Origin of the sequence: Photobacterium sp. CCB-ST2H9 (assembly GCF_023151555.2) — a bacterium.
GTDB lineage: Bacteria > Pseudomonadota > Gammaproteobacteria > Enterobacterales > Vibrionaceae > Photobacterium.
On the sequence record NZ_CP100426.1, the window covers coordinates 1,067,295 to 1,086,663 of the forward strand.

Below are 19,369 nucleotides of genomic sequence, written 5' to 3' on the forward strand. Positions count from 1 at the left end.
TCCTGAACGGCAACGCTGGAAAACACACACAATTTTCATCCACTGAATCTGTCCCGATTTCATTGTTATCTGTCCCACGGGCCACTCACACCCTCAAGGCCGGTACCCGGATAATGACTCCTGTTCCACATCAATCTTTTATAAGCAATGTCATTCAGGAGTCAGCCATGAAATTCACCCAAGTCCGAAACGCCACGCTCATCATTGATTTTGCAGGAAAAAAATTCCTGATCGATCCCATGCTGGCAAAGAAAGGGACCTATCCGGGATTTGAAGGGACCCCTAACAACCACCTAAGAAACCCGTTAGTCGATTTACCTTTTTCCCTCGAAACCCTGCTCGATGTCGATGCCGTCATCGTCACCCATACCCACCCCGATCACTGGGACGAAGTCGCCAAACAAGTCATTCCGAAAGACTTGCTGTTTTTTGCTCAGCATGAGCAAGATGCGGCAATCATTCAGCAATCCGGCTTCACCAATATCCGGGTTCTGTCTGAGCACACGGATTATGACGGTATCACCCTGAGCATCACCGGCGGCCAGCATGGCAGTGATGACGTGATGGCGGTCATCGGTGAACGTATGGGGGAAGTCTCCGGTGTCGTTTTCAGTCATCCGGATGAGCAAACACTTTATATCGCCGGCGATACGGTCTGGAACGCTCATGTTCACGCCAGTATTTCTCAATTTCAGCCGGATGTGATCGTGCTCAACAGCGGTGATGCCCAGGTCATTGGCCTTGGCCCCATCATCATGAACAAGGAAGATGTTCGCAGTGTTTATGAGGCCGCACCGAATGCAACCATCATTGCCAGCCATATGGAAGCAGTGAATCATGCCGTGCTGTCCCGCCCGATGCTGCGCGACTATCTGACAGAGTTCAGCATGACAGACCGGACGCTGGTGCCGGAAGATGGTGAGTCATACACTTTTGCCTGATCATCTCCTATGATGTGCCCTGTGATCATTCAGGGCACATTCGTCCCGAGGACAGGCCCACAGCAAGGAGCAGCATGAAACATGGCATTACCCACGGTTGCAGTGATTGCATTTCATCAGTTCAGTCCGTTTCATTTTTCCGTACCCTGCATCATCTTTGATGACATTCTGCCGGACATGAAGCTGTTCAACCTGCGGATCTGCGCCGGAGAAAGCGGCCCCCTTCGTTCCAGCCACGGTCTGACGGTTGAACCGCCGTTTGGCCTGGAGGGCCTGAAAGACGCCGACATCATTGTGGTCCCGTTCTGGCGAAAAACCAAAGCCCTGCCCGACGAAGCCTTGCTCAATGCCCTGCGTGATGCCCATGATCGCGGCGCGCAAATTGTCGGCCTGTGTCTTGGAACCTATGTGCTGGCCTATGCAGGCTTATTGGATAACCGCCGCGCCTCAACACACTGGGAATTTGAACAGGATTTCACAGAGCGCTTCCCCAACATCACGCTGGATACCAATTCCCTCTACGTCGAAGACGGCAATATTGTGACCTCAGCCGGTACCGCTGCCGGGCTGGACTGTTGCCTGTATCTGCTGCGACAGCGTTATGGCAGCGCCATTGCCAATAAGGTCGCCCGCCGCATGGTGATTCCGCCCCATCGTGACGGCGGACAGGCACAGTTCATTGAACGCCCGGTACCCGCCACGACGCAGGATGCCCGGATGAACAGCCTGCTTGAATTTCTGCGCAGCCACCTGCACCAGCAACATGATCTCGACAGCCTGGCCGACCGCGTGATGATGACGCGCCGGACGTTTACCCGGCAGTTCCATAAAGCCACCGGAATTTCTGTGGGCGAATGGCTGTTATCGGAACGGCTTCAGCGTTCTCAGGAACTGCTTGAGACAACCACCCTGCCCATTGATTCGGTTGCCAGTCAGGCTGGTTTTGCCTCGGCCACCTCGCTGCGGGATCATTTCAAACGCAAGTTCAGCGTCACACCGAGTGAATGGCGCCGGTCATTCCAAATCGCATCTGTTTGACGTTTCCGGGCAGCCGGGTATTCACCAGGTTGCTCAAACGCACAAAATTGATCATGAATTCAATCACAACAGTGAAATCAATCAATTGCACAAGGTAATATACGTCGCAATTGGCTCTGCTATCCGTCCGGTGTTTCCAGTCATGTCAGGGTAAACCGTCAGGGAAATATCGCCGGATACGCTTCCATTTCCACGGGATCAATCAAAAGGTATTCGCATGTATCAAGGAAGCTGCCTCTGCGGTGGTGTTCAGCTGTCAATCTCCGGAAAAATCAGTGACATCATCCACTGCCACTGTTCTTTGTGCAGAAAGTCGACCGGCTCTGCATTCGCCACCAATGGCTTTGTGAACCTTGAAGATTTCACCATCACCCAGGGACAGGACTTACTGAATTCTTTTGAATTACGTTCCGGCAGAAAGCGCTATTTCTGCCGTCATTGTGCGTCTCCGGTTTACAGCTCTAATGCCGCCGATCCGGCCCGAATCCGGCTCAGACTGGGCATTCTTGACAGCGATATCACCGAACGGCCCATCTCCCATAATTTTGTGACCTCGAAAGCCAACTGGGATAGTCTGGGGATCGACCTCCCTCAGTACGAAGCACATGAACCGGGCCGGAAATAATCGAACAATTGTCTAAACATTTCACAGACCAAAGGAGATGGCCGTGTATCAACTGTTTTATTACCCTGGAAATGCCAGCTGGGCACCGCACATGCTGCTTGAAGAAATCGGCACAGCGTTTGAGCTGATTCTGGTCGACCGAAAATCTGAACAGCAAAAATCGCCCGAATACCTGAAGCTGAATCCGACCGGTCGTATTCCGACCCTGGCGGATCATGACCAAATCATTGTTGAAAGTGCGGCAATTTGCTTGCATCTGTGCGATAAACACCCGAAAAGCAAGCTGATGCCCGACATCGGTGACCCGGACAGAGCCCGCTTTTATCAATGGCTGTTTTACCTGACAACCACCCTTCAGGCGGAGCTGATGCTGTATTTTTACCCGGACAAGCACACCTTACTGCAGGATACAGCCGCAGCGATTGCCAGCGCGCAGGAAGCCCGGATCACAGACATGTTCGCGTATCTCGATGATTCCCTGAAAGGCAGGGATTTTCTGATTGGCGACCGGATCAGTGTCTGCGATTTTTTCCTGTTTATGTTGTCGCACTGGGCCAGCGAATTTGCCCGGCCCCCCCTCTCCTTTGAACATTTAGGTAGATATTTAAAAGCGCTGGCGCAACGACCGGCAATCCGGAAGGCGTGTGAGACGGAAGGCACCTCTTTAACGGCATACCAGTAAGTATTCTGAATCAACAATTCTCCAGGATCAGGACAGACCGATGAAATTTTCTGACGCTGAAAAAGCAAATATGCTGGCACTGAAAGGTGTCGGAGAAACCGTTATCTCACGACTCGAGCAAATCGGTTTTTGTTCGCTCGCCCAACTGACAACAGAGGACCCGGCGGACATCACCAGACAAATCTCTCACATGATGGGTTCAACCTGCTGGCACAACAGCCCGCAGGCAAGACAAGCAATTCAGGCTATTATCAATTTAGCGAAGGACAACCAAAATTAATGAACAGCGCACAGGATTTTTCAATTTACGATCAATCATTCCGCTATAAACAGGATGAGTACTCACTGACCCGGATTCGAAATGCAAGAGTGAAGATCAATACCCTCAAAGAGCACCTGCTTCGGATCATCTCGATTGGTTTGATTGTATCCAGTGTTGTCTGGGTCATTTTCCCTGACGGGTTTAGCTATCTCATCGCTCCGATCGGTATTCTCTTCGGTGCACTGGGCGCATTAGTATCCGGTAAAAAATATGAGCTTCAAATTGAATTCGAACACACCGACGAAACAGGTTTGCAATGGATATCCGTTGCAAAAGGCAATAAGTTGGCAGAAAAAAAAGTATTTTTAGATCAGGTGCATTCGATCAAACAGAAAGTCACATCATCAATTTAAGTTGAACCCAAACGATGATTCCTCTGCGGCAGACGCATCCATCCCTTCCTGCCGCAGAGAACATTCAAGATTTGCCCGCATTGTACGAGATCATTTTGAAAAAAGTTTCCTATTTAGTCCGTGTCACCCGTCTGCCGGCAGACCTGAGGTCTGCATTGCAAAGCACGGCTCATCCCCTTTATCAAACCGCACTACTCTACGCCAGACTCATGCAATCAAATTTACTCTGGAAAGTCTGGGCCATTGATGAAGAGGATCAGATCTGGCTGGAAGTGAATGATTTGGACCAGGACGGCGAGCCAGCATTCCATACGCTCAAACTTGATGAAGGCACTTACCAGAAAATTGATTATGAAGAATACAGGATTGAAGATCTCAGCCTTGAAAAACCTGAACACACAGAGACATCCCCATGGACAACAAGCCTGGAGGTTCAGTCCGCAATTGCTTGGCTTCCCGCGTATTTTAAAGACAGACAAACACAGATTGCTAAAATTCTGAACGCTGGCGGCTGCCGGGAACTGTGGATGCAGGGAGATATCTATCTTTACCTCAATGATGACGCTCTGCGCACCAATGCAACTAAATATAGATTCGATCTGTATAAAGAAGACCAATTTGCCATTGAGCTGAAAGTGCTCGGCGGCCAGTATCAGAGTAAAGTGGTCAGTTTCCTTGAAAACGACTTTCGCAAGCTATTATCCAACACCACGGTACAAGATAAATATGTCGTGCTGGTGCTGGATAATTCATCACCTGAAACAAAGCTTTACAGCCGATTATTCAGTTATGCACATCCATCCGGATCGCTCATCAGCCAGTTAGATTTTGGCGCATTTTGCGTCCGGATCTGGAAAGTTGCCGGGCACACGCCGGGCTGAGTCCCGGTCTTATCATTGAGTTCTCATCTGGAAAAGGTCGCCTCAGATCATCAGCATAAAACAACATGATGAGAGAAAACCCCGTGAAAAAACGTTTGATAATCGGTCTTGTCGCGCTCCTGACCGGGTGCGTGAATATCGCCATTGATGATCCTGCGCCTTCAGCACAAATTGAATTGCCTCAAAAAGGCAAGTCAAATCTGGTGTCTTTTGAGAGCTTGTTTACGGAGGATACTGAAGGGCATTTCATCAGTAAATACCCTCTTAAAATTGGGGCCGTTCAGCTTGGCGAAGGAATTCGCATTGGCAGCTTTGTCACCATCAGCGGCACTCAGATCGAAGCACTGCAGGGAACACAGTTCAACGTCATCAATCATGACGGTGTACTGGAGATCATCCAATAACGCATCTCAGGTATTCTGTTTCAGGTTGGCCTCACTCATCCTGTGAGGGCGCCCATATTGCAGAAAAAACCTTTCCTTTTCAGAAATTAGCAACCCAAACAGACGTTATACTTCTGGCATTGAACCGGACTATTCAAAAGAGAGCACCGCATGATCCCTTTACTCACGAAAGACTCGCTCAGCATCGACTCGCAGAACCATGAAGCGGCACTCAGAGCCATCGCCCATATGCCAACCCGCAGCCTGCCTGTATTGATGGACAGCGACTACACGCAACAACTGTCTGATGCCGATTTCATGCGCATTGCTGTTCTGCTGGCGGAAAAAAGTTACCTCGAAGGTGGTTGTCCGATTGGTGCCGTGATCATCGACAATGAAACCCGGCAAATTGTCGGAAAAGGCCACAATACCCTGGTTCAGGAAGATCACCCTTATAACCATGGTGAAACCTCTGCCATCCGGGATGCCGGCCGGATTGATTTCAGCAAAACAACGCTGTTTACCAGCCTGAGTCCGTGCGACGTTTGCGCGACCCTGTTATACATGCGCGGCTTTGCCCGGGTGGTTGTCGGCGATGTGACGAATGCAGCGGGTAACGAAGGGATGCTGCTCGCCAAAGGACTACAGGTCAATATTCTGGAAGATCAGACCGGTATTGAACTGTATGCCCGTTTCCGAAAAGAAAAACCGGCGCAGGATCTGGAAGACTGGAAAGGGCTGAGTGCTGTCCGTCAGGAAGATGCTTGCTAATCACAAGCTCAAGGCATGATTTGTGGGCAACCTTTGTGGACAACCTTTATGGACAACCTTTATGGAAAACGTGAATGGAAAACCTTGAGGAAACGATTCGCTACTGTAAATTGGATGATTTGGACAACCTGCTTCAGCTGTATCGAGAACTACGGCCGAATGATCCTGAATTTTCCGGCCAACTTGCACACAATTGCTGGCAAGCGTTGCTGAGTCAGACGCACACCAGAATTATCGTCGCCGACATCGATGGCCAGCTCGCCTCAAGCTGTCAGTTAGGGGTGATTCCGACACTGACCAATGGCGGAAAGCCATTTGGGGTGATTGAACATGTCATTACGGCAGAAGCATTCCGACGTCGGGGACTCAGCCGGAAGGTCCTCGAACATGCCCTGTCGCTCGCCTGGGAAATGGGATGCTACAAAGTCATGCTGCTGTCTGGCGAATCACGACACGCCGCCCACCAACTGTACGAAAACATCGGGTTTCAATCTGGGATTGAACGCGGCTTTGTGATCAAACCAAGCTGATCATGGCTTGATCCGAAGCGACACTGAAAACAATGCATTGCATCATTTTCTATCGTATGGCGACCCCGGAAACGGCGTATCTGAAGATTCACCAATCCCATCAAACAACAGAACGACTTCGGTGGTGTTATCTGGTGAACGAGTCACCCAACCATTTGGATCCGCATTCTTACGGGAAGTGCAGTCATTCACTACGTCAAAACAATTCATGGAATAAAAAACCCGGATACGTGGCCCGTCAACTGCGACGGTAACAGTCGCTCGATAAGCATGAAAATCCACATAATAATCACGGAGCGTATCGATTTTTTGTCTGGCTAATTCCAGATCAATCGGGGCTGAAATTTTGAAGTATTTTTCATTTTTATCCCAACCTTTTGACCAAAAGCCCTCAATATTTTGAGGGTAACTGATTGCCCCAATATCTGAGCTGACACCGGGGTAACCACTCACGGCACCATAGCCAAAGTTCACCCAGGCGCCTCGGGCATCTTGAAGCAATATTCTTTTAAGAATGTAACGACCATCCAGAGAACCAGCATTGCCGATTCGGGCAACTGTTTTGGTGCCCCAAAATGATGAACACCCGGCCATCATAAACACCAACGCCAACAGAAAAAATGTCGCTTGAGGTTTTGCCATGCTCGATACGTCTCATCTCGGTTCAGGAAAAGGGGACCAGCCCCTCATGACGCACCGCCATGAGGAGCAAACGATTATCTTTTTTTATCTTATGGCGACCCAGAGAATGGCGTATCTGAAGATTCACCGATGCCGTCGAATAGCAGCACAGATTCAGTTGCACCATCGGGTTCACGAGTCACCCAGCCATTTGGGTCAGCATTCTGACGGGGAGTACAATTACTATCCATGTCAAAACAATTCAGTGAATAGAAAACCCGAATACGAGCCCCATCGACTGCAACAGTTACTGTCGCCAAAACATCATAATAATCTTCGTAATAATCCCGGAGTGTATCGATTTTTTGTCTGGCTAATTCCAGATCGATCGGGGCTGAAATTTTGAAGTATTTTTCATCAACATTACGACCTTTAGACCAAAATCCCTTGATAAATTGCGGGTAACTGATTGCTCCAATATCTGAACTAGCGCCAGGGTAACCGCCGACGGATCCATAACCAAAATTCACCCAGGCACCTCGGGTATCTTGAATATAAATTCTTTTGAGATAATAAGGACCATCCAGAGAACCGGCATTGCCAATTTTTGCAATTGTTTTGGTTTCACCAAAGGATGAACACCCTGCCAGTGTCAACATCAGCGCCAACAGAAAAAATGTCGCTTGAGGTTTTGCCATGCTCGATACGTCTCATCCCGGTTCAGGAAAGGGGAATCAGCCCCTCATGACGCACCGCCATGAGGAGCAAACGATTATCTTTTTTTATCGTATGGCGATCCCGGGAATGGCGTATCTGAAGATTCACCGATGCCGTCGAATAGCAGAACGACATCTGTTGAGCCAGTCGGTGAAGAAACAACCCAACCATTCGGATCCGCATTCTTGCGAGGTGTACATTCATCATAATATGGAAAACAATTCATCGAATAAAAAACCCGGATACGTGGCCCGTCAACTGCGACGGTAACAGTCGCTCGATAAGCATGAAAATCCACATAATAATCACGGAGCGTATCGATTTTTTGTCTGGCTAATTCCAGATCAATCGGGGCTGAAATTTTGAAGTATTTTTCATTTTTATCCCAACCTTTTGACCAAAAGCCCTCAATATTTTGAGGATAACTGATTGCCCCAATATCTGAGCTGGCACCGGGATAACCACTCACGGCACCATAGCCAAAGTTCACCCAGGCGCCTCGGGCATCTTGAAGCAATATTCTTTTAAGAATGTAACGACCATCCAGAGAACCAGCATTGCCGATCCGGGCAACTGTTTTGGTGCCCCCAAATGATGAACACCCGGCCAGACTGAACAATACAATGGCAATAAAAAGCCATGACCAATTAACTGTTTTCAAATTTTTCCCTCACGATATTATCTTTTGCATCTCGGTTAGGTTTACTCACCAACCACTCCATGAAGGTAACACAACCCGGGTTAATGAGAGCATCATGGGGCCGGTGAATCCATAAATGACCAAACTGGCTGACCTCCTCAGCCCAATGTTTGGGTACAATCGTTCCTAACGGCTGTACCGATAATTTTTGCCACAACTGCTGAATATGTGAATCTTCTTCAAAGTCTTCGGGATGGACTAATACTTCATCAACCCACTTTATCCCTGCAAGCTCTGCTTGTTGTTTCATCCGAGCCTGGGTTAAACCGGATAATGCATTATTTATGGGCTGAAGCGCGTAGTAATACAGCACCGAATCCTCTCGTGCAACTACGCCATGCTGTTGGTAGGTTGTCATACAGTGCTGCTTCCAAGCCAACTCCTGCTCAGCCCGAATGAATTCAAGATGGGGAATGAGCTTGCTGTCGGGATTTTCAGATACCGTTTTTGTTCCATTGCCCGTTTGGATCTTCATCCCCACTAAGGAGTGAGACTTGATCCGTACCCGGTTATATGTCGTTTCAATTGGAAAACCATATCGCTCATCTAGGCCTTTTTTATCATATTGCTGAATTGAAGAATATCCGCCACCAACATCAGAGTGGGCGCCGGGAAAGATTTCTTCGTAAAAGTTTTTAGGGAGTTTGCCATGAGATTTCAGCATCGTTAACGGAAAGTTCACGCGATACTCGTGATGGGCACACAACTGTACCACGCGTTCAGCACAATCCGGCTTCAGTGTAAGGTCGAAGTTGCCTTCATCGGCATTTCCGGGCCAGTAGAAAGAACCCACGGTGTCGAACAGGCCAACAAACCGAACGCAGGTTTGCCGGGTTGTATCTAAATGATACCCTTCTCTAGAAGTGAAGATTATTTCATCTTCTTTACCCAGCAAATTAGGGAGAATTCCCAGATTATCTCTCCCCCTGCGCCGACGGGTGTAATCGGGTAAACCTTTCAAGGCAGCATTAACAAAATGCCGGGCCAAAGCAGCCCCCCGGCTGAATCCAAAGACATCAAATTCGACATGGGTGATTTCTTGGTATTTCTTCGGGCCAATTTCTTTGATTATATTAGTTAGTTGATAAAGTAAGCTCTGCCACTTCCCAAACGCGCCGGTGGTATCAAAGACACTGACCCCTAATGCCTGGCCAATGTTAGCTTCATCTTTCCCATCATCTATTTTACTCGGCTCTAGGAACGCACCATCTACAGTTCCCACCCCGGACACATAAATTTTCGCAATCTTCCCGGGTTCTTCCGGGTAAGCATCAAATAATCTGCCAATATTAGAGCGGGATTTATTGCCATAGGTCTCTTTATATCGGTCATTTTCTTTATTCTGACCGGTTCCATCAAAAAACACGCCAATGCGCAACACTCGTTTTTTTATCCGAAATGTATTGATGACAGGCGTGCGATCAAAAAGTTGAGAACTTTCACGAATATTCTTCAACCATGGCATGAGGTTGTCTTGATAGACTCCCCAGATATCACCCAGCGGATAGGCCTTGCCGGGTTCAAACTCTGTGAGAGGCGCCGGATAATCCGGCTGATAATATGCGGTCGCAGGCGTTACCAATAAACTATCGCCCACTTTCAGCGCTAAAGGATTGTCATGATAATCAAGATTCAGAGCAAGTAATTGTTTGGCTGTCAGGCCATATTGTTGCGCAATATCCGGCCACTGTTCACGCTCTCCGGTGTCCTTGTTCAATTGAACTTGATGGTAAATGGGGGCGTGTGTAGGCTCTTCAACATTGCATTGACGTTCGTACAATGTTTGACTGCGGCAGGCAATAGCGCTCTCCAGATCGATTGCAATGGCATGCTCTTCAAGCCAGTCTTGTGAGATTTGTTTAAATTCATCATCGGTCAGTTTTTTCTGGCGAAATAAAATGTACTGTCCGGTAACAGGCTGACCTTCAACCTGATAAGGCAGCAGCAGACTCGAGAAACGGTGCTCAGAGACCAGTTCATCAGTCAATGTGGTTGCACCTGAGCGGGTGAAATAAAAACTCCATCGGTCTTCACCGATGATTTTGCATTCCTGATATAACTTGTTGTCAACAAAGTGATAGAAATAACCCGCCGTTGCCCAGCCTAAGTACTCATCAAGCTGGACAGCAAGTTTCACCGGAATAAATTCGGCATTCATCACTCCTTTGCCTTTCGGCTGAGGCTGAATTTCAAATACTTTTGGCGAGCCTGCATGCTGAAAACCTTCATGCAGCAGGTGCTTCTCTTCTTGCTGGAAGCATTGTGCAGTCAATACCGCATGTCCCTCCGGCGTTGAAGAAGTTTCCCATTGAATGATCGATTTTTCTTCCGCCGAATGTTTCAGCGTCCAAAAACCAGTTTGTAACGAGCTAAGCTGGTCCGGGGGGCAGTAAATGAGAACATTGCATTCAAAGTCAGCCGTTGGCTCCTCGGTCTTTTCAAGTACCTGAGCAGGCTGTTTGTTGATGTCGCTGTAATCTTCCAGCGGTTGAAACCTTGCGTTCACATATCTTATCGGTTGCTTATGATCAAATGCCATGATGAATCCCTTGAGATATCTTTCAGCCAAAAATATCACCGTAAGACATTGATTAAAATGATAATTTTCATTTCAAAATGTCGTTTCACCCTGTCGTTTTCACTTTATGACCAGTCAACGTTAATAGTGGAATAAAGATCAATGTTTATTGAACCTGAAACCATCAATCAGCAAACAACTGTCAATGGGTTGATCCGGTACGTAAATATCGAATACCCCCATAGCAGCCCAGTACCTTGCTGTGTAAAGTGGCGCATTAGATATTGACCATTTCCGGGATCACAGTCGGGCGACTGGTTGTCGGAACAGGAGACAAAAACGTGATTGGAAAGCTACTCGACAAACTGATTTTTGGCGCTGCATTACTTCTCGCACTTCAGCTGCCCCTGCTTACCGATCATTATCAGCAGTATCTTTCCGGACTCTATGAATCAACCCAATGGCAGGTGAATGGCTTTCAGACCACAGCTCACCGATTCGGCTATGCCAGCGTAGAGGCCATGATAGAAAGGCATCTGACCAATGAAGAACCCAGTGTCCGGGCCGATGCCAATCAAAAATTGGCGACCCTCGCCCGATATCAGGAGCTGCAAGCCGGCATGACAATTTTCCGGCAAGGCAACCTGATTTCAAAAACGATTTATATGTTCCATCCAGCCCGGCTCCATGATCTCGAAAAAACACTGACCAACTTCAAACCCGGCATCCCCTTTACACTCAGCGGGATTGCGTTTGGTGTCATCGCAGCTTTGCTGGCGAACCTCATCCTCACGCTGCCATTTTTCCTGCTGGCCAGGCGCCGCAGGCAAAAACAATTTGCTGCCAGATCACCAGTTCAACGCGTCAAACACACGTGAGGACCGTGCTGTTCTCAAAGCGCCTGCTTCAATGAATTGACAAAGTGCACAGTTTAAAACTGACTCATTGGACACTGACGTCAACCAATCCAGACTTACTGTGAGCAATTCACAACTGGGAAGCGGACAAGATGGTGAGCAATATCCTTTTAGGGACCAATGATATCGCGAGGTCTGAAGCCTTTTACGATGCACTGCTGGCGTTATTTGATGCCACAAAGACGATGAAAACGAAACGCTCCGTTTTATGGCAGACGAAAAACGACAGCGTCGGTATTGCTGTTTGCCTTCCTCACGATGGTGAAATGGCCACAAACGGCAATGGCACCATGGTTGGGCTGAAAGCCAATTCGACAGACATGGTCAAAAAGGTTTACCTGACTGCACTCGAACTGGGTGGCACAGATGAAGGTGAACCCGGTGAACGGAAACCAGGCGTGTTTGCCGCGTATTTCAGAGATCCCGACAATAATAAATTCGGAGTGTTTTGCGTACAGAAGTAATTACAAAGGGAACGGGAATGAAGAAAGCTCACAAACAGCCTTGGCTGAGTTCATTGATCCTTATCTAAAAAACGTGACACCTGATCGCCTTATTCCGCATGAAGTTATATGGTACGGAGCATTCATTTCTCACCTGATTCACGATGATTCATGACTTTCCATCACTTGATGAAACGCCTTCTGGCAGCTGGCCTGCTTCTGAGTTCCGGACACGTTTTCGCCGAGTGCACTGCAGACGAATTCAAACAGATTCGAAATCAGGCACTGTCTGCATACAAAAACAAGGATATTACCGGTGCTGAACAAACGCTCAGTACCTATTACTCAGAAACCTGCGACTATTACAAGATGAGTAAAACATCAGATGCAGTTTTCAATCAAGGTCTTTGGCTGATCAGTGATCTCATGTTTTACCGTAAAAAACTGGGTGACGATCTGGGCTGTGTATCTCTGGGAAATGAGGTCTATACGCAATGGATGGTGAGCAACCCAGGCCGTCATGAGCCGAAAGTAGAAAAAGCACTCCAAACCAATCTGGCTCAATGCGAAAAAAGCCTTGAAGCGCAATTTTCAAAACCGGAAACCTGTCCTGTCAAAGGCTATGAAGACATGGCAGCTATTCCAGCTGCATGGCAGGCAGAAGACGAACAATACTTTGAAATTCCCTGTATTCAGTTCATCGAAAATTCCCGGAACATGATTGGAGATGAACGAGACGGCCCCCAAATCAGAAGTGAAGGGATCAATGATATTGCCAGTTTCAATATCCTTTATGTCAGCCAAGTCACGCCGGATGAAAGCCAGCCTGAAGATGATGAGGCCTGGGTCAATCACTATGCACTGGATAAACTTTTTATCAAAAGCCCGAACGGTCAGCTCTGGGATTCGGGCTATTGTTATTCTTTCGATCTCAGGTTCGGCAAAAGTGCAGGGAGTATTTATTTAAAGGGCAGTTCTTCTCCCTGCAACGGTGGTCATGCAAGTTCGCTGAATCATGTCATCCTTCAAATGGATTTCCCGTTTTCTGTCAATATACTGAAGCAACAAACCAATGTCGTAAAATAAAGCCTAAAACCGGAGTTATCGATATTCTATGCTTGGTAACTCCGTTCAACACGAAGACAGTTCAGACCATCACCCCAACATATGGGCTGGTGACTGGAGCTCAATCAATACGTATAAAATTCAGGAAATCCGCATGCGCGAATCATTACGACAAAAAATCATTCAGGTCTGCAAAAAGAAAATGGCTCAGAAAGGCGACAATGTCGGCGTATCTTTCTACGCCTTCTTTGCCAACAAAAACGATGATCCGGAACTACTGATGGAAGCCGCTACCTGGTGGATTCAGACCCACCAGCTGGACCACTTTGAAAAAGCCAGAAAAATTATTGAGATGGTCGAAAGTCAGTAACGGCTCAAAGCGTTCAGCGCTGTAATCCCAGATTAACCTTGACATCGTCATTCGTCACAGTGCGATAACCGGATACGCAGACGTGACATTGCTCCGAATACTTTTACGTTTGATTTCAATGCATTGAGTCTTTTTCTTGCTTTGTGTAGCTTGAGGAAAATTGAAATTATGAACCGGACTCTTTTTCATGAAGAAATCATTGCTTTTACTTTCCTTATTGGCAACATCTGTTCAGGCGGCCAGCTTCAATTGTGAGCTGGCCGCAACACCAACTGAAAAAATGATTTGTGCAAATCCGTCGTTAAGTACCATGGATGAAGTCATTCATCAGCTCTACACAAGCGCACTCAAAACACAGGGGAACGATACCCTGAAAACTGAGCAACGCTCCTGGCTCAAGTTCAGGGACAACACTTGTGACGATCGAGCTGGATGTGAAACCGTATTTCAAGACCGGATCAACCGTCTGCTCATCAAAGTGTCCCAGGAAAATATCGCTCACCTGAGCCAGGGTATGGCGCTGCCTGATGAAAGTGCTCTTGATCAAACATCAGCGGACGCGGCAAAGAATATTGCGGCAGAAGTGTATCAACCCTGGTTGAGAAAAGAAGTGAATCATGCAAAAAATCCAACCGTTCCGATTGCAACTTCTGTCAATCATGAAATCTATATCTATTATAAATATTACAATGATTCCAAGGGGGGCTATGAACTTCGGGAAAACAAGCCTTTAACTCATGAAGATAGGTTTATCGCTTCAAATGTTAGTGGTGATATCTACGTCAAAAATGATCTGTTATATTTCTACACTAACTTTTCCGATGACATGGTAATGGAACATAGTCATGTGATTGGTGCTTACGAAGAGCCTCAAGTAGGCAAATATATTGCTTTAAAAGACTATTACGAATTGTCATTCAGGACAAATCAGGAATCCTCGTCGAGTGCACTTTCAGAAGACCAGAAAAAGCTAGCCTTACTCACAAATGACCTCTTGCCATCAAAAGAAATAACTAAATATTCTTATGACTCAAAAGTAGAAGCACTATTCCAAAAAGCAAAATCATTCGCTGAGAGCCACCCGTTTACAGAGAAAAATAATATCGCAGTTTTTGATAGTGAAACGAATCGTATCAAGCTCATGCCTAATATCATGAAAAATAAATCCACTCTTGAATGGACGATTTATAACATGGTCTGGAGTGAAGATAATCAATCCATTTATTTTGACAATTACGCCATGCAAAAAGCCTGTATCTGGAAATACGACGTTCATGGGGATGTGGTTCATAAAATTGTTCCCGAACATGAAGCAATTAACCCTTTCCCTTTCACCTATCAAGGCCAAGAGTTCATCGTTTATATTTTGTCCGGCTACAACCCGGGTAATCGATTAATGATTGCGATGAAGCCTTAATTTCATTTCTATATCCGTCCTCTCTCTGTTTCAGCCTGGATTGACCTCATTTTCGAGGGCGATCACCTCTTTCACTCCCGCTCAGTGCACACTTGAACGAAGTTCTTTCACCAGACAACTTTGTACAAAACAAATCAGGCAAAATACGATACATTGGCAACATGCGGGTAGAGGAGTCTGGTAGTACCGATGTCAAGAAGAAAGCAAGCAGTCACTTATGGTCAGGTTAGTGAAATTGAAGGGCTGGACTACCTCAATGCCAGTTACATTGAGCAGACATTTTCCCGCCATGCCCATGAGGGATATTGCGTCGGTGTGATCAGTGAAGGCACGCAGGGTTTTTATCACAATGGTGCAGAGCATCTGGCGCCGCAAAATACCATCATTCTGGTCAATGCAGATGAAATTCACACCGGCTATGCAGCCACAGATCATGGCTGGAGTTACCGGGCCTTGTATCCGCTGCCCCAGCTCTTTGAGCAAATCAGTCAGGATTTAGGCAAACCCGAATACGGCGCCCCTTATTTCCGTCAGTCGGTCGTCAGAGACGACCAGCTCGCCGCTCATTTTCGGCAGCTGTTTGATACCCTGGATCATTCCACCGATCCGCTGTACAGAGAAACACTGATCTATACAGCACTGACTCAGCTTGTCGTCCGTCAGGGATGCTCCCGCATGGCGGTCAAACCCGCCAGAGGTTCAGATAAATCATTGTCGATGGTGAAAGAATTTCTGGATGAATATTCAAACTGGCAAATAACACTCACGGAACTGGCTGCGCTGGCCTGTATGACTCCGTATAGTCTGGTGCGTGCTTTTAAACGTAAATTTGGTCTGCCGCCCCATGCTTATCAAATACAGGCAAGGCTGAGGCTGGCAAGACGACTGTTAAAACAGGGACGCTCCATTCAAGATGCAGCCATTGAAGCTGGTTTTCACGATCAAAGTCATTTCCACCGTCATTTCAAAAGTGCAATGGGTATCACACCCGGCAGATACATGAAACATGTATAAAAAGATTCGGGAAATGAAGATCTTATTTCCCTAACCGATTGAGCATACCGGTCCTGGGAACAATCCGGATAATTACCTGAAAGACAGCAGCATGATTTCATCATCGACTCCGGACGTTCATTCCATTCGGGAATGCAGCGCTCTGCCCCCTAAAAATCACTGGTGACTTGACCATTCAGGGAGATTTTCAAGATTGCTCATATTTCGTTTTTTGGTTCGCTCATTCTTGAAGCCCGAATTGCAATGAAAAAATTAATCATGACAGAAGGTAAAATCATGTTCAGAAAAAGTATTGCATTCGCAGCAACCGTGATTCTTTCTGGCTGCGTCAGTACAAATAATATCCCGATTGATGAAGCAAAATTAACATCTGCACAACCCAAATCCATTACCGTTACGCAACGAGAGAAACCAGACTTTTCAGCGATGACCGCTGGCAAAGCCTACTTGGGTATCTTCGGTGCCGCCGCAATGATTTCAGAAGGGAATGAGATTGTTGAACAAAATCATGTGGAAGATCCGGCCAGCTATATCAGCCAGACACTGAGAAAAGTCTTAGCGCAGAAATATCAGCTTTCTGTGGCGGAAAGCCAGCAGCTGATCGACTCAGACAATGCCGCCGACATTGCCCGGACTTATCATGATGCTGACCTGATTTTAGACATAGAAACCATCAATTGGAGCTTTGTCTATTATCCGACCGACTGGGACAACTATCGTGTGATTTATTCAGCAAAGCTAAGACTGGTTGATGCCAGGAATGAAACGACTCTGGCTGAAGGCTTTTGTGCAAGCGTCCCTGAAGAAGAAGCATCCGCTCCCTCTTATGAAGAATTAGTTGAGAATAACGCCAGTGTCCTCAAGACAAAACTGAGATCCGCGGCTGATCATTGCATTCAGGAATTTGAACACAATGTATTAGCGATCTGAACACATCCGGGCCATCTGAACCCGGTGGCCCGGACATGGCAATGCTTCAATTCTTTCCTGAAAGTGAGAGAACAATCACAATGGTTTTCAGTCAAAAATCCATCGTCTGACATCTCGCCTGCTACAGTTTGAAACGTACTCACCAAGTTGCCATTAAATTGTTAGCACATCACTCGTCGAAAAATAACCCGTCATTCAAGGAAAGAACGATGTTTATTGCCACCAGTTTTTCTCTGATCTTTCTTTCGCTCGCCTGTACCCATATTTTTGTCGAAACAGTAGAGATTGACGCAATTACAATTGTCCTGATGGTGTTAGCAGCATTGCCCTGGGTTTTTCCTTATCTCAAGTCACTGGAATTACCGGGCGGCATTAAAGTTGAAATGAAAAATGTCCTGAAAAAAGTTGAACAGGCTTCCGCAGAAATTGATGGCGCCGTCCCGAGCAATGGATTTCAGGGCGTTGACGCTTCACTTGCTTTTATTGCCCAGCGGGTAGAAATTGAAAAAATTGTTCGCCGGTATCAACCGGATTTACCCTCATCCCGTTTCGCGCTGACGGCCCGATTGACCAAGCTGGCAAAACAGAACATCCTTCAGCAACATCTGGCTGATGCACTCCTTGAAATCGTCAAACTGGGAAACCTTGCCTCGCAGGGACAGTTTGTCCAGACCGATGAAGCTGAGCTGATCCTGATGCGTTCTGGGCCTTTACTGGGCAAGCTGGAACAGACGCTCAGCCAGGCAATAACAGAAGAAGCCGCTCTGGTTGACTGATTCAGGGCAAATGATCAATCTCATCCTGAATCTGATAGCCTTTATCCGTGACGATTTTCTCCAGCACCGCGACCCGTGCTTTCAGCTCACTCAGCTCTGCGCGCAGCAATTCTGCTTCTTTGCTCGCCAGTCGCTCACTTTCCTGCTGTTTCGCCTGAAGGCGCAGATATTGCTGTAAGACAAGCGCCCCAAAAATAATGGCAATGATCCAGACAGCTGTCATGGTTTCTCTCCTTCATGACTGATTTTCAAAACGGATTCTCAGAAACCGGTAACCCGGCCAGTTCAGCATTCCCCCGGCGTGATACCAAATTTTCGCTTAAATGCTGTAATAAAGTTCGACGGATGATTATATCCGCATAAATAGGCCGCTTCACTGACCGAGACATTTTCCAGCTGCATCATATCTCTCGCTTTTTCCAGACGCCGGTTACGCACATAATCAAATACCGTACACCCTAATCCCGTCCGGAATCGGCGTTGCAGCACGCTGACACTCATCGCCGTCGCTGATGCAACCTCCTGTAAGCGTACGTCATGATGCAAGTGCGCTTCTAAATACGCCACCACAGCCGACAACTGATCCGGGATATGATGCATCGCATCAGCAACATGCTGAAACTGTGCCGGTGAGCAATTCACCAGTTGCCGGCACAGCTGCATCAGAATCAGCTGCCCTCGGGATTCCAGCATCAACTGATGCATCCAGGGATCTTCAGCCTGATCTGAAGTCAGTATCTCTTCACAGAGCTTCAGCATGTCTTGATCCGGCTGCCACCGCCAGCTGGCCAGATGGGTCTGCAAAAACTGACGGACAGATTCAGGCAGAGGGATACTGTTTTTATCAAACCATTCCGGATTCACCAGCAGATTGATCTTTCTGATCTCCTGCTCCTGCGCACTGGCAACAATGTGTCGTCTGAATGCACACTGACGGGCCAGATTCACCGCGAGCGCTTTCACACCATCACTGGCATCCAGCACATTGTCCATGCCGTCATAACCAAAACGAATCCGCCCCGACAGTAACAGCGTAATACACACGCAGGGACCGGCATTCGACAGCACATCTGCATCAGCCAGCTCACGAAAAGTGCCGGCCTGGACAATCAATCCGCTGCGAAACTGACTATATTGAAACTTCCCCTGCAGCAGCGTTTCGTTGGGCTGACGATTGTCCGACAGAATGCGATCGGCACTCTGGCTGTCCTGACTCAACCGGGTCATCACAATACGCTTTCTGGCATAGTTCGGTGAGTTCTTCTCTGGACTGGTCACGCTCATCTGCCCCTTTCTGCTGTGTCATTTGCCAATAACTGTTAGACGATTTGGCATAACGATCCTGCCTTCTCAAA

The 19,369-nt window shown here is 47.4% G+C and carries 23 protein-coding genes; 17 read left to right on the forward strand and 6 right to left on the reverse strand.

Annotated features, from left to right (window positions below; all coding sequences use genetic code 11):
* Positions 1-167 precede the first annotated feature (167 nt).
* The 9 genes from L4174_RS21550 (at position 168) to L4174_RS21590 (ending at position 6,526) form a co-directional block, all read left to right on the forward strand.
* Complete coding sequence (locus L4174_RS21550) at positions 168-941, forward strand: MBL fold metallo-hydrolase (protein WP_248141743.1); 774 nt, start codon at positions 168-170, stop codon at positions 939-941.
* A gap of 81 nt (positions 942-1,022) precedes the next feature.
* On the forward strand, positions 1,023-1,979 hold the full coding sequence (locus L4174_RS21555) for a GlxA family transcriptional regulator (protein ID WP_248141741.1): 957 nt from the start codon (positions 1,023-1,025) through the stop codon (positions 1,977-1,979).
* A 217-nt stretch (positions 1,980-2,196) separates the two neighbouring features.
* Entirely contained in the window at positions 2,197-2,604 is a 408-nt protein-coding gene (locus L4174_RS21560; RefSeq protein ID WP_248141739.1) for a GFA family protein, read from the forward strand.
* A gap of 37 nt (positions 2,605-2,641) precedes the next feature.
* A complete protein-coding gene (locus tag L4174_RS21565) occupies positions 2,642-3,286 on the forward strand; it encodes a glutathione S-transferase family protein (RefSeq protein WP_248141736.1) in 645 nt (214 codons plus the stop codon).
* 129 nt (positions 3,287-3,415) lie between these two features.
* Positions 3,416-3,961, forward strand: a complete 546-nt coding sequence (locus tag L4174_RS21570; RefSeq protein WP_248141735.1) for a hypothetical protein — start codon at positions 3,416-3,418, stop codon at positions 3,959-3,961.
* Between the two features lie 209 nt (positions 3,962-4,170).
* On the forward strand, positions 4,171-4,842 hold the full coding sequence (locus L4174_RS21575) for a hypothetical protein (RefSeq protein ID WP_254589139.1): 672 nt from the start codon (positions 4,171-4,173) through the stop codon (positions 4,840-4,842).
* Between the two features lie 83 nt (positions 4,843-4,925).
* Positions 4,926-5,246, forward strand: a complete 321-nt coding sequence (locus tag L4174_RS21580; protein ID WP_248141732.1) for a hypothetical protein — start codon at positions 4,926-4,928, stop codon at positions 5,244-5,246.
* Positions 5,247-5,396: 150 nt separating this feature from the next.
* Positions 5,397-5,996 carry a nucleoside deaminase gene (locus L4174_RS21585; protein ID WP_248141730.1) on the forward strand — a complete coding sequence of 200 codons (600 nt, stop codon included), beginning with the start codon at positions 5,397-5,399 and terminating at the stop codon, positions 5,994-5,996.
* Positions 5,997-6,070: 74 nt separating this feature from the next.
* Positions 6,071-6,526, forward strand: a complete 456-nt coding sequence (locus L4174_RS21590; RefSeq protein WP_248141729.1) for a GNAT family N-acetyltransferase — start codon at positions 6,071-6,073, stop codon at positions 6,524-6,526.
* A gap of 42 nt (positions 6,527-6,568) precedes the next feature.
* Here L4174_RS21590 and L4174_RS21595 read toward each other — a convergent pair whose 3' ends face one another.
* The 4 genes from L4174_RS21595 to L4174_RS21610 all read right to left on the reverse strand — a co-directional run bounded on the left by L4174_RS21595 (position 6,569) and on the right by L4174_RS21610 (position 11,103).
* Positions 6,569-7,168, reverse strand: coding sequence for a hypothetical protein (locus tag L4174_RS21595; protein WP_254589140.1), 600 nt, complete (start codon positions 7,166-7,168; stop codon positions 6,569-6,571).
* Between the two features lie 89 nt (positions 7,169-7,257).
* Positions 7,258-7,845: a hypothetical protein gene (locus L4174_RS21600; protein WP_248143266.1), complete on the reverse strand. Its 588-nt coding sequence runs from the start codon at positions 7,843-7,845 to the stop codon at positions 7,258-7,260.
* Positions 7,846-7,919: 74 nt separating this feature from the next.
* Positions 7,920-8,525, reverse strand: a complete 606-nt coding sequence (locus tag L4174_RS21605) for a hypothetical protein (RefSeq protein WP_248143264.1) — start codon at positions 8,523-8,525, stop codon at positions 7,920-7,922.
* Complete coding sequence (locus L4174_RS21610; protein ID WP_248143262.1) at positions 8,512-11,103, reverse strand: DUF2235 domain-containing protein; 2,592 nt, start codon at positions 11,101-11,103, stop codon at positions 8,512-8,514. Before L4174_RS21610 ends, L4174_RS21605 begins: the two co-directional genes overlap by 14 nt.
* Before the next feature lie 320 nt (positions 11,104-11,423).
* On the opposite strand from L4174_RS21610, the gene L4174_RS21615 reads away from it, so the two are divergent.
* The 8 genes from L4174_RS21615 to L4174_RS21650 all read left to right on the forward strand — a co-directional run bounded on the left by L4174_RS21615 (position 11,424) and on the right by L4174_RS21650 (position 18,014).
* The gene (locus tag L4174_RS21615) at positions 11,424-11,960 is read left to right on the forward strand and encodes a DUF2937 family protein (protein ID WP_248143260.1); all 537 of its coding nucleotides are present in this window, start codon (positions 11,424-11,426) and stop codon (positions 11,958-11,960) included.
* A 131-nt stretch (positions 11,961-12,091) separates the two neighbouring features.
* Positions 12,092-12,463 (forward strand): VOC family protein, encoded by a 372-nt coding sequence (locus L4174_RS21620; RefSeq protein WP_248143258.1) that lies wholly within the window; start codon positions 12,092-12,094, stop codon positions 12,461-12,463.
* A 150-nt stretch (positions 12,464-12,613) separates the two neighbouring features.
* Positions 12,614-13,528 carry a hypothetical protein gene (locus tag L4174_RS21625; protein WP_248143257.1) on the forward strand — a complete coding sequence of 305 codons (915 nt, stop codon included), beginning with the start codon at positions 12,614-12,616 and terminating at the stop codon, positions 13,526-13,528.
* Positions 13,529-13,661: 133 nt separating this feature from the next.
* Positions 13,662-13,877, forward strand: coding sequence for a DUF6500 family protein (locus tag L4174_RS21630; RefSeq protein ID WP_248143256.1), 216 nt, complete (start codon positions 13,662-13,664; stop codon positions 13,875-13,877).
* Between the two features lie 187 nt (positions 13,878-14,064).
* Positions 14,065-15,294, forward strand: coding sequence for a lysozyme inhibitor LprI family protein (locus tag L4174_RS21635; RefSeq protein ID WP_248143255.1), 1,230 nt, complete (start codon positions 14,065-14,067; stop codon positions 15,292-15,294).
* A 189-nt stretch (positions 15,295-15,483) separates the two neighbouring features.
* Positions 15,484-16,308, forward strand: coding sequence for an AraC family transcriptional regulator (locus L4174_RS21640; protein ID WP_248143254.1), 825 nt, complete (start codon positions 15,484-15,486; stop codon positions 16,306-16,308).
* A 276-nt stretch (positions 16,309-16,584) separates the two neighbouring features.
* Complete coding sequence (locus L4174_RS21645) at positions 16,585-17,238, forward strand: hypothetical protein (RefSeq protein ID WP_254589141.1); 654 nt, start codon at positions 16,585-16,587, stop codon at positions 17,236-17,238.
* A 209-nt stretch (positions 17,239-17,447) separates the two neighbouring features.
* Entirely contained in the window at positions 17,448-18,014 is a 567-nt protein-coding gene (locus tag L4174_RS21650; RefSeq protein ID WP_248143252.1) for a DUF4145 domain-containing protein, read from the forward strand.
* 1 nt (position 18,015) lies between these two features.
* Here L4174_RS21650 and L4174_RS21655 read toward each other — a convergent pair whose 3' ends face one another.
* Both L4174_RS21655 and L4174_RS21660 read right to left on the reverse strand, forming a co-directional pair.
* Positions 18,016-18,237, reverse strand: a complete 222-nt coding sequence (locus L4174_RS21655; protein WP_248143251.1) for a hypothetical protein — start codon at positions 18,235-18,237, stop codon at positions 18,016-18,018.
* Positions 18,238-18,299: 62 nt separating this feature from the next.
* A complete protein-coding gene (locus tag L4174_RS21660; protein WP_248143250.1) occupies positions 18,300-19,298 on the reverse strand; it encodes an AraC family transcriptional regulator in 999 nt (332 codons plus the stop codon).
* Positions 19,299-19,369: the final 71 nt, after the last annotated feature.